Raw genomic sequence first — 14458 nt, 5'->3', positions numbered from 1 at the left:
CCTACCCACCATCATACCGATTTCTAGTAGTTAAAATCAAGAAAAGGACCCAATCATGAAGAAAGGTCTAACCTTTACATGGTTAGACCTTTCCCCTTCATTATGACCCTAAATTATTTTTAACCCACAGATCACGAATCCAGTCAGATAAGAATGGAGTGTAATTCATCATTGTTTGGGCAACGATTGATCGCTGCAACTGATCTTGAACAAGCTCAACTGGCAATAACGCTCCAACATAAAGTAAAATGAATAAAATTAAATAGGTTTCAATAAAACAAAAGATCCCCCCGAGCAATCGATTGATAGAGCGCAAGATTGGTAGATGCGCAACAAAATCTAACATCGATCCTACGATGTGTAAGAGGATTTTCGTTCCGAAAAATAATAAAGCAAAAGCAATTCCAGAGTAATAAACACTTTCTCCGTTAAAGGAATTAATAATCATTCCCACAGTACTATCAGATGAGAATTGAGGATATGGAATCCACAATTGTATGTAGGCAGCAACATCTTGATAATATTTATATGCCACATACAATGCGACGATAAAGCCTACTAAATGAATCAACTGCAATATAAATCCACGTCTACGTCCTATAAAGAAGCTCATAAATAAGAGTAGAAGTAAAAGCAAACTTAACATATTATTCGTCTCCTGTCGTACGGTTTGATTCTACGTTGCTAGTCACGCCTTGTTCAAGTTTCAACTGTAACTTTTTATATTCATCCACTATATTAACAGCTGTTAACACTGCTAGACGTGTTGTATCTAAATAAGGGTTTCTCTTTTTTATTTCTCGCATTTTTTGGTCAACCTCTTGCGCCACTTCTTTTATATGTGCCGGAGATTCTTGACCGACAACCGTATAATTTTGACCATAGATTGAAACAGTTGTCCGCTGTTTTTGATTTTTCTTAGACACAAAAGAAGCCTCCTATCTCCACAATCTTCGCTCTAAAACACTAAGAGCCGACAAAATCCTTTGTTAATCATAACATGAAGCACGGTTGTTGGAAATATTTCTGTTCAAACCGTTGGAAAAAAAAGAAAAATCGCGATGAAAACCACCACCTATCTAACGGTGGTGGTCAGTATTTTCGCTAAATTAATACGTCGTTAATCCTGTCAACTTCTGTAATCGATATAAAAACCTAGTCAGCCATGTTGTCTCATCTCTATACTCTTCGTATGGCACAGTAAAGTGACCTTCTTCGTTAGCCCATATTGTTTCAAAATAGGAGGAGATGTCTTGGGAGAAAGAGTGCCCATTTGGTGCTTCTACCCACACATTCGTTTCGAGATTATAATCACGCAAGTTGCGACTTGTAAAGTTGGCAGATCCACCAATAACAGTCGTGTGATCCTCACTGACTCTCGCGATGAGCTTAGGGTGAAATTGTTCACCAATCGTGTCGTACCATCTCACTTCAATAGGTGCCTCTTCTAACAGTTCTGCTGCAACAGGGCGATTGGGCAATCCTACCTTCTCCTGGCCAAAAGCATTTTCATTAGGGTCTAATACTAGACGAATCTGAGCTCCACGATTAGCAGCGTCAATCAGGGAATTAATGATATCTCGATCTGATAAATAAAACATACCAATCCATAGTTCCTCACCAGATACTGTCTCATCAATCATCTCAAGTGTTCGTTCATATATTCTTCCTTCGGTCAGCACCCTTACCTCTACATCCCCTTCTTCCACAGGGAGAGCTTCCGCATTTGTGAGAGTGGGGCCGTTAGAGAACTCACTCGCTGCATGCTCTGTATAGACCAGCTCATCAATAATTGGTCCGTTCACCTGAAACGCAATATTAGAATGATGAGCACTAGCATCATGTGGATTAGCAGAAGACACAATCGCTGTTCGTTCAGTTGCCACTACTTTGCGGTGATTCGCTTTCACATTAAATAATTTCAAATAAGAACGCAGCGTGACATCTGGCGCTTCTGGACTAAAGGCATTTGGTAACCAACCATTACCTGATTGACCAAACCACTGGATAAAGGTACGCCAAATTCCAGAATATAAAGGATTTGAATCACGTAACTTTGTCACATCTACAACAACTACATCAATACCAGCGTCTTTTAATTGTTCGAAGTGTTGAGACCGATGAGACCCATAGGTTGTATTAATTTCATCAGATAAAACAAGCATCTCAACTTCAGGATTTGTTTCTTTCTTCTCAATTAATACATCGGTCATATGTTGACTAAGCGGGGGAAAGTCGAGCTCAGGATCATAGAAGTCATTATATAAGAACATATCAAATATAATAAATTCCTCTGCTTCTACTATCGCATCTTCAATAGCTGAGAATATTTGCTGTTCCATTTGAAGAACGTCTTCTTCTAGGTCTAGGTAGGTTAAGTCATATAAGAAATCAACATTCTCTACATAGTAGGATTCACTTTCATAAGAAACCCCTTCTGGAAGTGGACGATAAATCCCGTATATTGTAACGATAATTAATATGAATAAAATAGCGATTAGTACATAGCGCTTTTTCAGTGAAGCCACTCCCTCTCTATCTTGGCAGAATAAATAAAACCCCCACCATATAGTTTCCTCTTAGGCAGGGGTTTCAAACCAAATTATTTACGCACGAAGTGTGGCACCAATTTGTTTCTTTATTTCTTCAAGTACGTTTTCATGAACACTTGTTACTTCTTCATCTGTTAATGTTTTTTCTGGATCTAAATACGTTAAAGAGAAAGCTAATGACTTCTTGCCTTCTTCCATATGCTCTCCTTGGTATAAATCAAATAAATGAACAGCTTTTAACAATTTGCCACCAGTTTGACGAATAACCGCTTCAACCTCTCCGGCTGCTACACTTCTATGAACCACTAAGGCAATATCCCTTTGAATAGCTGGGAACCTTGGTAATGATTCATAGACAACAGGTGCCACATCTGCTGTGAGAATGCTCTCTAAATCAAGCTGGAACACGTAAGTTTCTCGCAAATCTTCTTGCTTTTCTGTTGTTGGGTGTACTTGTCCAATAAAGCCAATCTCTTCATCATTAAGGACTACAACCGCAGTACGACCTGGGTGCATCTTCTCAAGCTTAGCCTGTTGGAACTTAACTTGATCTTTAAGACCCATTTCAGCAAATAGACCTTCCACAATCCCTTTGACCACAAAGAAATCCACAGGCTTTTTCTCTGCTTGCCATGGGTGTTCTTGCCACATTCCAGTAAATGCTGCCGCAACCATTTCTCTTTCTATTGGTTGAGTTGTTAATTCTTTTTCTTCGCTTGTGAAAATTGAACCTACTTCGTAAAGGTGAAGGTCGCTATTTTTACGATTCAAATTGTATGTTAAAACATCAAATAAGTTAGGAATTAAACTTGTACGCATCGTACTACGATCTTCACTCATCGGCATAGCTAAACGAACTGCCTTTTCAATTGGATAATCCGTTGCAAATCCTTCAGCCTTCTTAGGACTTGTTAAAGAGTAAGTAATCGTTTGAGTGAGTCCAGTACTCTCTAAATAACGACGAACACGGCGACGCTTTTCCTGATAACGAGTTAGCACTCCTTGAGTTGTTGCCCCCTCAGGTAAAGTTGTTGGAATAGCATCATAACCATACAGCCTAGCAATTTCTTCAAACAAATCTTCTTCAATTTGAATGTCTTGTCTACGAGTTGGAGCAGTCACTACAAGATGATCTCCATTTTCTTCAAATGAGAATTGTAGACGGTTGAAAATCTCTTCCACATTCGTCTTTTTAATCGTCGTTCCAAGACGGTCGTTCATACGCTCTAAGTCTAGTGCCACTTGTTGTTCTTCCACAGTTAGTTCATCTGCACAAACCACACCTGAGACAATCGTACCACCTGCAAGCTCTGCAATAAGAGAAGCTGCACGCTCACCCGCTACTTTTACACGAGCAGGATCTACACCTTTTTCAAAGCGAGCACTTGAATCACTACGTAAGCCAAGATCACGGGAAGCTTTTCTTACAGTAGAAGGATTAAAGTAAGCAGCTTCAAGTAAAATTGTAGAGGTTTCTTGATTCACTTCCGAAGTCGCTCCACCCATTACACCAGCAATTGCCATAGGCTCTTTTCCATTTGTAATAAGAAGGTGATCGGCATTTAATGAACGCTCAGCATCATCAAGTGTCACCATCTTCTCTCCATCATTTGCACGGCGTATAACAACTTCTTTAGAACCGAAACGATCATAGTCAAAAGCATGGAGTGGTTGACCATATTCAAGTAATACGTAGTTCGTCACATCTACCACATTACTGATTGGACGAATGCCAGCTGCCATCAGACGATTTTGCAACCATAATGGTGATGGACCTACTTTCACATCTTTAATAATTGTTGCACCATAATAAGGATTATCAATGGCATTTTCTACAGATACGCTAATATAATCCGATGCTTGTTCTTTATTTGTATCTAGCTCAATCGTTGGTAGTTCAACGTTACGATCATATAATGCAGCCACTTCATAAGCTACCCCTAACATATTTAAGCAGTCTGAACGGTTTGGCGTTAAGTCTAGTTCTAGAACCGTATCGTCCAAATTTAAGATAGCCAGTGCATCTGCACCTACTTCAACATCTTCACTAAAGACATAAATACCTTCTGCATAATCTTTGTGAACAAGCTTGCTCTCAATACCGAGCTCTTGCAACGAACAAATCATTCCTTGTGATACTTCGCCACGTAGCTTTGCTTTTTTTATTTTGAAGTTACCAGGAAGGACTGCGCCTACTTTAGCTACAGCAACATATTGGCCTGCTGCTATATTTCGTGCGCCACATACAATTTGAACTGGCTCTTCTTCTCCGACATCCACCTGACAAACATTTAACTTATCAGCGTTAGGATGTTGACTGCAAGAGAGAACATACCCTACCACTACACCTTTGATGCCTTGATTCAACTCATGTACGAAGTCAATTTCAATACCACCGCGAGTCATTTTCTCTGCGATCTCTTTTGGTGTAACGTCATCTATTTTCACGTAATCTTGTAACCATTTATAAGATACTAACATGTCTATTCCCCCTTACACCTGTTTAAATTGCGCTAAAAAGCGTACATCATTTGTATAGAAATGACGAATATCATCAATATCATATTTAAGCATCGCAAGGCGTTCTACACCCATTCCGAAGGCAAAACCACTGTAAATGGTCGGATCAAATCCACTCATTTCAAGTACACGTGGATGAATCATCCCTGCTCCAAGAACTTCTATCCAACCTGTGTTCTTACATACGCGACACCCTTCTCCCCCACACATCCCACATGAAACATCAACCTCTACAGAAGGTTCTGTAAATGGGAAGAAGCTAGGACGAAGGCGAATGCTACGATCACGACCAAAGAAGGATTGAGCAAATGCTTCAAGTACCCCTTTTAAGTCACTCATGCGCACATTTTTATCAACAAAAAGACCCTCAATTTGCATAAATTGATGTGAATGTGTGGCATCATCATCATCACGGCGGAATACTTTACCTGGACAAATAATTTTCACCGGACCTCTACCTTCATACTTTTCCATAGTACGTGCCTGTACAGGAGAAGTATGAGTACGTAATAAAAGCTCATCTGTAAAGTAAAACGAATCCTGCATATCACGTGCTGGGTGATCTTTTGGTAAATTTAATGCTTCAAAGTTATAGTAGTCTGTTTCAACTTCAGGACCTTCTGCAACTGAAAAACCTAGTCCTAAAAACGCATCCTCTACTTCTTCAACTACAGCTGTTAGAGGATGACGGGATCCGGTTAATACAGGACGACCAGGTAGTGTCACATCAATGCTTTCATTAGCCAACTTCGCCTCTACAGCTGCTGCTTCAAGTTCAACCTCTTTACTTTCAATTTTTGATTTAATGGCGTCACGAACATCATTTGCCATTTGACCAATAAGTGGTCTCTCTTCAGCAGAAAGTTTACCCATTCCACGAAGCACCTCGGTGATTGGTCCTTTCTTTCCTAAATAAGCAACTCTTACTTCTTGTAATGCTTTCACATCTGTTGCTTCAGCAACTTGTGCTAAAGCTCGCTCTTGTAGCTCTTCTAAACGCTCACGCATGCTCATTTCCTCCTTCAGTAATTCGTCCAGTTTGGTTCCGTTCCAAAAAAGAACGCAAAAAAAGCCTTCGCCTCCCGCTAAAGGGACGAAGACTCGTGGTACCACCCTTATTTCATAATAAACCAATGGTTCATTACATTCTTCATTGTCATAACGGCTCATTGCCGGAACATCTTAACAGGTACTAGCTTGTTTTCCGATGTCTGCTCCAGAGTGAATTCAGTGCTTCCTGCCATAGAAATGCTTACAGTCTTAGACATTTCCTCCCTTTATGGTGGTGTAACACGTACTAATCTCTTTCTTCGCATGTATCTTATTTATTTGCTTCTATATTATAGATAATTTCAAGAACGTGTGCAAGCTCTCATTTACTTAACCACGCAAATAATACAAAAGAACACCAGTAGCGACTGCTACATTTAAAGATTCCGCTTGTCCATAGATTGGAATATAAATGTTTTGATTACTCTTCTCTAATAATTCACTCGACACACCTTCTCCTTCATTACCCACAATCAAGGCAAATTCAGGTTGTGGTTCGATGGCAGTATAGGAACTGGCCTCTGTAAGGGACGTTCCAAATACGGGTATATTTTTTTCTTTTAACTTCCCCACCCATTCCATTAGCGAACCACGAATAACAGGCATATGAAAAATCGAACCTTGGGATGCACGAATCACTTTGCTGTTAAATAAATCAACACTACCTTCACCAAGTATGACCCCAGTCATTCCAGCCGCATCAGCCGTACGAATCATCGTACCAATATTACCTGGGTCTTGGACTCGATCAATAAGGAGAAATTGCCCACTCAGCCTATCAAAAGAGGGTGCTTCGGGAATGGCACATACTGCCGCAATCCCTTGTGGAGTTTCCGTCTCTGAAATCTCTTTTAAAACTTGAGGGCTAACGATCACTAAATCATTCTCATCAATTTGCCACGATAGTGGTAAAACTGTTTTCTCTGTCATGATGATCATTTCGATATGGAATTTCGCTTTTAGGGCTTCTTCTACAAGGTGAAACCCTTCTATTAGAAAGCGCCCTGCTTTATCACGTCCCTTTTTCGTATGTAGCTTTTTCCAATTTTTAACTTGCTCATTCTTTACAGAATCAATTCGTTTCATGCTCTTCTCCTTTATACGTTCATGTCCTATCACCCATCATACCGATTTTTTCACTCATAATCCAGTGTGGCTTGCGACATACTAATGCAAGCAAGAAAAATATTTCCATACTAAAGGAGCTGTTTCAAATGGGTTTTAATTTACGTGGAGCAATTATGGCTAATATTCAAGGCAGCAGTGAAGAAGAAGTCGAAGCTACCATTCTAGATGCCATTCAAAAAGGCGAAGAAAAAATGTTACCTGGTCTAGGGGTTTTATTTGAAGTTTATTGGAAAAATGCCAATGAACAAGAAAAGGATCAACTCTGCCAGCAAATTTCGCAAGGACTTCAGTAATTTTAAAGAAGCGTCTAGCTCTCAGTCTTAGACTTGAACTAGACGCTTATTCATTGAAAGTCATATAACTGTGCTTGCCTATGCCCTCACCTATAATTGTTAAACCTCATTCTAAAAATCTAGTCCACCGAAATGGACCGGATTCTCTTATTAATTATACGTAATTGCTTCTACTGTTTTACTATCAAGCTTCTTAATTACCTCTACAATTAATTTAACCGTGTTTTCATAATCATCTCGGTGTAGCATCGCTGCATGAGTGTGAATATAACGAGTAGGCACTGTAATCGATAGTGCAGGTACCCCATTGGCAGTAAGATGGATCGCTCCTGAATCTGTGCCACCACCAGCCATTGAATCAAATTGATATGGAATATCATGTTGATCTGCAGTGTCTGTTACAAAATCACGTAACCCTTTATGAGAAATCATCGATGCATCATATAGCACAATTTGTGGTCCATCTCCCATTTTGGCTAGTGCTTCTTTTTCCGTTACGCCCGGAGTATCTCCAGCAATTCCCACATCGACGCCAAATCCAATATCAGGTTGGATCAAATGAGCAGAAGTACGTGCTCCACGCAACCCAACTTCTTCTTGTACCGTACCCACGCCATACACAGTATTAGGGTGGTCGACACCTTTTAACTCACGCAGTACATCAATCGCAATGGCACAGCCAATGCGATTGTCCCATGCTTTAGCCATTAATAACTTCTCATTTTTCATAACCGTGAATTCACAGACTGGAACAACGGAATCTCCTGGTCGAACACCGAATTCCATTGCTTCTTCTTTACTTGTTGCACCAATATCAATAAACATATCTTTTTTATCAACTGGCTTTCTACGAGCTTCAGCTGGCAAAATATGTGGTGGCTTTGAGCCCACTACACCAGGGATGTTCCCGTTTTTCGTCATAATTGTTACTCGTTGAGCTAGCATCACTTGCTCCCACCAGCCACCGACTGTTTGAAAGCGAAGGAAACCTTTATCATCGATACTTGTCACCATAAAACCAATCTCATCTAAATGGCCAGCAATCATAATTTTAGGGCCGTCTTGTGAACCTACTTTCTTTGCTACAAGGCTTCCTAGCCCATCAGTTGTCACTTCATCAGCAAATGGAGTAATGTACTTAGACATGACATCACGAGCTTCTTTTTCGTTCCCCGGAATTCCATTGGCATCTGTTAAATCTTTTAGCATTTGCAATTTTTCATCAAGCTTCGTCATTATGTATTTCTCCCTTCGATCGTGAAAGGTACTTCATTTATACCCCCACTTTTTCACTCTTTTTTAAGTATAAATGAAATTATTTCGCAACTCAAATTATTTCGAAAGAATTTTAATACCCTTGATCTTGTCTTTGATGATTTACCTCATTTTTCTTAAAATAGGCTTGTTCAATTTCATCTTCTCCAAAACCTAAAAGGCTTCCTAACGTTAAAAATGACTGTGCTAGTTCATGGAAACTCGCTTCTGTTTGTTTTTCATTTAAGAGATGGTTACATTCCATTACATATAAAAATTGCTCCGTCAATGTACGCTCTTTGGAACTGTTTTTAGATTGTCCAAACGTGGTATATCCTAAAGAAAGACCTAGTGTTAAAACGAAATGAAGCCCATCTACATACTCCTCTAATATCGTAGACTTACTAGACGGTCCTTTTTTACTCCAATACTTAAAACATCGAGTCTCATTTGCAAGTTCACTTAATTCGACGAGAAAAGCTAATTGCTTTTCTGCAAATAAATCATGATTTTCTAGCTTATGTTCAGATAATATTCTGTCATTTAACTGTTCTTGTGTCTCAAATAACTTTTTTAAGTTCATCTAGATCACTCCTATCCTTAATTATTATAACAATTTTTCATTAGAATTTTGCAACCAATGACGTTCTAATTCGTATAGACTATAATAAGTAGAAAGCCTCGAAGAAAGGGGATAGAGAAGTGGTACTGTTATTTCGTTTGTTACTCCTCATTGCGATTGTATTAATCGTCTACTCTGCGATTAAGTATGTATTCCATCCACGCCGTAAACTTGAACAAGCACATGAAAAAAGACAATTTTTCTTTTTAGATGATGAAAAAAATGTACGTAAGAATTTTTTACTCACTTATAAAGGTGTCATGTTTGAAGGCGAAAAATATTTAGGAACCACAGAGCAATCTTTTGAGATTGTTTCCATCTATATATGGGCTCGTGATACAGAACGCCTTAAAGGCTTGCACCGAGAGGACTTTATTTTTATTGAAGAGGATATTCGACTTCGTTATCCTAGTGCAAAAATCGAATGGAAAAGTCCCATTAAAGAATTTTTGCGACGCTAACACAAAAAACCGTTTCCACTCAATAATTTAATTGAGATGGTTACGGTTTTTTTGTATGGAAAAACTCTTCCCAACTTATGCTTGATTGTTTTCGTCTCACTAACATAAATAAGATGAAAAGAAAGACTGCAAAAACAATGGTTCCTGCTAGAGGTAGCTCATGAATCATATCACCAAATGCCGTATAAAGAATAGCTGGTGGAATACTAACTAGAAAGGATTTATTCGTATACTCTCGTAGGTTTTTGGATGTCTCGATCAAATACAAGGAAACGACGTGAAAATGAACAAGTGGCATCATCCGAATAATCATCATCTGTGGAAGATTCCAATCTTGACGATCTTTAAAGAAATGTTGCTTCATATTCGTTAGTTTCTTCCTAAGCCCTGGGAAAATTCGTACCAAACCATAAAACACAATACTAACTGCAGTTAATCCTATAATTGAATAAATTGAACCGTATAAGGTACCGAATAAATAGCCTCCAATTAAACAAACAATCAGAACGGGTATAAAGAAAGCTTGCCTAAAAACATGCAAAAGAATAAAAAAGAGTGGAGCTAACCAGCCACTTTGTTCGATAAAAGCTAGCGAACTATCTAGAAATTCATCCATCAGTAGCAATCCTCCTCTCCCATCATTATATGTTTATTATCTGAATATGATGAAAGCTGCAAGTATGATTTGGATACTTATGATTAAAGGTACTCCCACAGTAAATGTCCGATGCTTCGTTTTATGACGATGCTGCTTCATTCCCATATAAGTCCCTATACTTCCTCCTATAACCGTTAGTATAAATAAATTCCGTTCTGAGACACGGAATTTTTTAACTCTAGCTTGTTTCTTATCATATCCCATAACGAGATAAGATGTGATATTAATAAGGAATAAATAAATAATCCATTCCATCTACTCACCCCCGACTTCATTGCCTTCTCATCAAAAAAAGCGCGAGCAAGAATGCCGCGCTTTTGTTTGTTTTATGCATTTAGGCTTGATTTAGCTTTTTCAGCTAATTGTGCAAATGCTTCTGCATCGTTAACAGCAAGATCCGCAAGAATCTTACGGTTTACGTTGATTTCAGCAAGCTTAAGACCGTGCATTAAACGGCTGTAAGAAAGACCGTTCATACGAGCTGCTGCGTTAATACGTGTAATCCAAAGCTTACGGAAGTCGCGTTTCTTTTGACGACGATCACGGTAAGCATATAGTAAGGACTTCATTACTTGTCCTTGTGCTGATTTGAATAATAAGTGTTTAGAACCGAAATAACCCTTTGCTAACTTTAATACCTTTTTACGACGACGACGAGCGACATAACCGCCTTTTACTCTTGGCATCGAAGTTCCCTCCTTTTAATCCGAACGAATCAATTATTTTTTGTACGTTAACATTGAGCGAATACGCTTGAAGTCGCCAGAGTGTACAATAGCAGACTTACGTAGCTTACGCTTTTGCTTTTGAGACTTGTTACCGAATAAGTGACTAGTGAAGCCATGCGCACGCTTAAGCTTTCCAGATCCAGTCTTTTTAAAACGCTTCGCAGCGCCTCTATGAGTTTTCATTTTAGGCATAACTAAGGTCCTCCTTTAATCTTCTTCAAGCTAGTCGATGTTACTTTTCAGTTTTAGGCGCTAAAATTAGGAACATACTACGACCTTCCATCTTAGGCTTCGCTTCAATTACAGCAACATCTTCACATTCTTTTGCAAGACGCTCTAATACTACTCTTCCGATTTGGGAGTGAGTAATCGCACGTCCACGGAAGCGGATCGCAGCTTTTACTTTATCTCCTTTTTCAAGGAATTTACGAGCGTTGCGAAGCTTCGTATTAAAGTCATTGTCTTCAATCGTTGGGCTCAAACGAACCTCTTTAACATTGATAACCTTTTGCTTTTTACGTGCTTCTTTGTCTTTCTTTTGTTGCTCATAACGGAACTTACCGTAGTCCATAATGCGGCATACAGGTGGTTTCGCAGCAGGAGCAACACATACGAGGTCGAGATTTACATTTTGCGCCATTTCAAGCGCTTCTTGTTTTGACTTGACTCCAATTTGATCGCCATTCGCTCCAATGAGTCGTACTTCACGGGCACGAATCCCTTCATTGACCAACATGTCTTTACTAATAATGAGCCACCTCCAAAGGATTTTCGCGGATCAAAGCAATTTATCGCATAACTGTTCATCATAACTTGATATACAGAACATGCACCGATTCATGAAAAAAAGTGCGGGCGCACAATACGCCCACACTTCGATCATTTACTCAAAAATGAATCCCATCATACCTGTCAACAACCTTAGCGTCAATCAGGTGAGAAGCGGGCGCCTCTGCTTGCTTTGTTTCCTCTATTTGATTACCTAGATAACTATAGCATAATCCTTTTAAAGATGTCAACACAATATGTCCGACTTCGTTATTTTAACGAATGTTTGTCCACATTGCAATGGTTATTTTAATCATGCTACATAATTATTTCATTTGCACCTAGATGTGACGTTTAGCAGAAGGTTTATTTCTTCAACTCTCCACTTAAGTCATCAATAAATGTTTGAAGCTCTTTTGATTCAGACGCTTGCTCACCGTATTTACGGATATTAACAGCTCCTGCTTCCATTTCCTTATCACCAAGTACAAGCATATATGGAATCTTTTGCATTTGGGCTTCGCGAATTTTGTAACCAATCTTCTCATTACGCTCGTCTATTTCCACGCGAGCTCCTGCAGCTTGAAGTTGATCTTGAACTTTCTTCGCGTAATCTAAATGTACATCTGGAGATACAGGGATCACTTGAACTTGTACAGGTGCAAGCCAGGTTGGGAATGCCCCTTTGTACTCTTCAAGTAAGAAAGCGACAAAACGTTCCATCGTTGAAACAACCCCACGGTGCACAACAACAGGTCGGTGCTGTTGACCATCTTCACCTACATACGTTAGGTCAAAGCGCTCCGGCAATAAGAAATCAAGTTGTACAGTTGATAATGTTTCGTCTTTTCCAAGAGCCGTACGAACTTGTACATCTAACTTAGGGCCATAAAACGCAGCTTCCCCTTCAGCTTCAAAGTAATCAACATCTAGCTCGTCCATTGCTTCTTTAAGCATGCTTTGCGCTTTTTCCCACATTGCATCGTCATCAAAATATTTCTCTTTATCTTCTGGATCACGGTAAGATAAACGGAACTTGTAATCTTCTAGGTCGAAATCTTTGTACACCTCTTGGATTAAATACACCACTCGTAAAAATTCTTCTTTAATTTGGTCAGGGCGACAGAAGATATGAGCATCATTTAACGTCATACCTCGAACACGTTGCAATCCTGATACAGCACCAGACATTTCATAACGATGCATCATACCCAGCTCAGCAATACGTAGAGGAAGCTGACGATAACTACGCATGTCTTGCTTGTATACCATCATATGATGTGGGCAGTTCATTGGTCGAAGGACGAACTCCTCGTTATCGCGTTCCATTACTGGGAACATATCATCTTTATAGTGATCCCAGTGACCGGAAGTTTTATATAGCTCAGAGCTTCCCAAAATTGGTGTATACACATGTTGATAACCAAGGCGCTCTTCTTTATCCACAATATAACGCTCAATCACTCGACGTACAGTGGCACCTTTCGGTAACCATAGCGGTAAGCCTTGTCCAACTTTCTGTGACAATGCGAAAATCCCCAGTTCCTTACCAAGCTTACGATGATCACGTTCTTTTGCTTCTTCTAATAAACGAAGGTGCTCATCTAGGTCAGCTTTCTTAAAGAATGCTGTTCCATAAATACGTTGTAGCATTTTATTTTTACTATCTCCACGCCAGTAAGCTCCCGCAAGGCTTAGAAGCTTAAATTCTTTAATTTTGTTTGTAGATGGAACATGAATACCACGGCAAAGATCAAAAAACTCACCTTGTTCATAAATCGTTAAACTCTCCCCTTCAGGAATCGCTTCAATTAGTTCCAATTTATATTCATCGCCAATTTCCTTATAACGAGCGATTGCTTCCTCACGGCTTAACTCTACACGTTTCACTTCGAGGTTCTCTGCAATAAGTTTCTTCATTTCTTTTTCAATTTTAGGTAGATCTTCTGCTGTAATGGACTCTTCTGAGTCGATATCATAGTAAAATCCGCCCTCGATTACAGGACCGACACCAAGCTTCACGCCCTTAAATAAACGCTTTACTGCTTGAGCCATTAAATGTGCTGTACTATGACGCATAATTTCTAGTGCTTCTTCTGAATCCTGCGTTACAATCGCAATTTCACCATCAGTAGTGAGTGGTGTACGAAGGTCAACCAATGTATGATTAAACTTTCCAGCTAATGCTTTTTTCTTCAGACCTGGGCTAATAGATGCAGCAATATCTTCTGTGGTCGTGCCGTTTGGAAATTCCTTTACTGCACCATCTGGAAATGTAATCTTTAGAACATCTGCCATTCTTCTCGACTCCTTTTTTTTGTAAATAAAAAACACTCGTCCCTTCATCATAGAAGGGACGAGTGTAGTTCGTGGTTCCACCCTTGTTTCGCTACAACAAAAAAATACATTGTATGTAGCAACTCA

16 protein-coding genes and 2 other annotated features are annotated in these 14458 nt (G+C 39.4%); of the genes, 2 read left to right on the top strand and 14 right to left on the bottom strand.

The window, feature by feature from the left end; translation table 11 throughout:
- Positions 1–100: 100 nt before the first annotated feature.
- The 6 genes from RYX56_RS10635 to RYX56_RS10610 all read right to left on the bottom strand — a co-directional run bounded on the left by RYX56_RS10635 (position 101) and on the right by RYX56_RS10610 (position 7208).
- Positions 101–646, bottom strand: a complete 546-nt coding sequence (locus RYX56_RS10635; RefSeq protein ID WP_317122038.1) for a CvpA family protein — start codon at positions 644–646, stop codon at positions 101–103.
- Position 647: 1 nt separating this feature from the next.
- On the bottom strand, positions 648–926 hold the full coding sequence (zapA, locus tag RYX56_RS10630; protein WP_317122037.1) for a cell division protein ZapA: 279 nt from the start codon (positions 924–926) through the stop codon (positions 648–650).
- Between the two features lie 183 nt (positions 927–1109).
- Positions 1110–2528 (bottom strand): phospholipase D family protein, encoded by a 1419-nt coding sequence (locus RYX56_RS10625; RefSeq protein ID WP_317122036.1) that lies wholly within the window; start codon positions 2526–2528, stop codon positions 1110–1112.
- Positions 2529–2606: 78 nt separating this feature from the next.
- Positions 2607–5033, bottom strand: a complete 2427-nt coding sequence (pheT, locus tag RYX56_RS10620; RefSeq protein ID WP_317122035.1) for a phenylalanine--tRNA ligase subunit beta — start codon at positions 5031–5033, stop codon at positions 2607–2609.
- Positions 5034–5045: 12 nt separating this feature from the next.
- On the bottom strand, positions 5046–6080 hold the full coding sequence (pheS, locus tag RYX56_RS10615; protein WP_317122034.1) for a phenylalanine--tRNA ligase subunit alpha: 1035 nt from the start codon (positions 6078–6080) through the stop codon (positions 5046–5048).
- A 78-nt stretch (positions 6081–6158) separates the two neighbouring features.
- Positions 6159–6392, bottom strand: a binding site (T-box leader).
- Positions 6393–6452: 60 nt separating this feature from the next.
- On the bottom strand, positions 6453–7208 hold the full coding sequence (locus RYX56_RS10610) for a TrmH family RNA methyltransferase (RefSeq protein ID WP_317122033.1): 756 nt from the start codon (positions 7206–7208) through the stop codon (positions 6453–6455).
- A 128-nt stretch (positions 7209–7336) separates the two neighbouring features.
- On the opposite strand from RYX56_RS10610, the gene sspI reads away from it, so the two are divergent.
- Positions 7337–7543 carry a small acid-soluble spore protein SspI gene (gene sspI / locus RYX56_RS10605; RefSeq protein WP_317122032.1) on the top strand — a complete coding sequence of 69 codons (207 nt, stop codon included), beginning with the start codon at positions 7337–7339 and terminating at the stop codon, positions 7541–7543.
- Between the two features lie 150 nt (positions 7544–7693).
- On the opposite strand, the gene RYX56_RS10600 is transcribed toward sspI, so the two are convergent.
- Together RYX56_RS10600 and RYX56_RS10595 are read right to left on the bottom strand one after the other, a co-directional pair.
- Positions 7694–8779 carry a M42 family metallopeptidase gene (locus RYX56_RS10600; RefSeq protein WP_317122031.1) on the bottom strand — a complete coding sequence of 362 codons (1086 nt, stop codon included), beginning with the start codon at positions 8777–8779 and terminating at the stop codon, positions 7694–7696.
- A 112-nt stretch (positions 8780–8891) separates the two neighbouring features.
- On the bottom strand, positions 8892–9380 hold the full coding sequence (locus tag RYX56_RS10595) for a dUTP diphosphatase (protein ID WP_317122030.1): 489 nt from the start codon (positions 9378–9380) through the stop codon (positions 8892–8894).
- Between the two features lie 119 nt (positions 9381–9499).
- On the opposite strand from RYX56_RS10595, the gene RYX56_RS10590 reads away from it, so the two are divergent.
- A complete protein-coding gene (locus RYX56_RS10590; RefSeq protein ID WP_317122029.1) occupies positions 9500–9880 on the top strand; it encodes a sigma-w pathway protein ysdB in 381 nt (126 codons plus the stop codon).
- Between the two features lie 40 nt (positions 9881–9920).
- Here the strand turns inward: RYX56_RS10590 and RYX56_RS10585 are convergent, their stop codons facing one another.
- The 6 genes from RYX56_RS10585 to thrS form a co-directional block, all read right to left on the bottom strand.
- Entirely contained in the window at positions 9921–10496 is a 576-nt protein-coding gene (locus RYX56_RS10585) for a TVP38/TMEM64 family protein (RefSeq protein ID WP_317122028.1), read from the bottom strand.
- Between the two features lie 36 nt (positions 10497–10532).
- The gene (locus RYX56_RS10580) at positions 10533–10793 is read right to left on the bottom strand and encodes a DUF1294 domain-containing protein (RefSeq protein WP_317122027.1); all 261 of its coding nucleotides are present in this window, start codon (positions 10791–10793) and stop codon (positions 10533–10535) included.
- Between the two features lie 71 nt (positions 10794–10864).
- Positions 10865–11224, bottom strand: a complete 360-nt coding sequence (rplT, locus tag RYX56_RS10575) for a 50S ribosomal protein L20 (protein WP_012959994.1) — start codon at positions 11222–11224, stop codon at positions 10865–10867.
- Between the two features lie 33 nt (positions 11225–11257).
- The gene (gene rpmI, locus RYX56_RS10570; protein WP_012959995.1) at positions 11258–11458 is read right to left on the bottom strand and encodes a 50S ribosomal protein L35; all 201 of its coding nucleotides are present in this window, start codon (positions 11456–11458) and stop codon (positions 11258–11260) included.
- A 40-nt stretch (positions 11459–11498) separates the two neighbouring features.
- Positions 11499–12002, bottom strand: a complete 504-nt coding sequence (infC, locus tag RYX56_RS10565; protein ID WP_317122026.1) for a translation initiation factor IF-3 — start codon at positions 12000–12002, stop codon at positions 11499–11501.
- 101 nt (positions 12003–12103) lie between these two features.
- Positions 12104–12230, bottom strand: a sequence feature (ribosomal protein L20 leader region).
- Between the two features lie 170 nt (positions 12231–12400).
- Entirely contained in the window at positions 12401–14332 is a 1932-nt protein-coding gene (gene thrS / locus RYX56_RS10560) for a threonine--tRNA ligase (RefSeq protein ID WP_317122025.1), read from the bottom strand.
- Between the last annotated feature and the right edge of the window lie 126 nt (positions 14333–14458).

Source organism: Alkalihalophilus lindianensis, from assembly GCF_032843265.1.
Classification (GTDB): Bacteria; Bacillota; Bacilli; order Bacillales; family Bacillaceae_D; genus Alkalihalophilus; species Alkalihalophilus lindianensis.
Note: the sequence above shows the minus strand (reverse complement) of the source record. Positions and strands in the feature narration are given on the sequence as shown.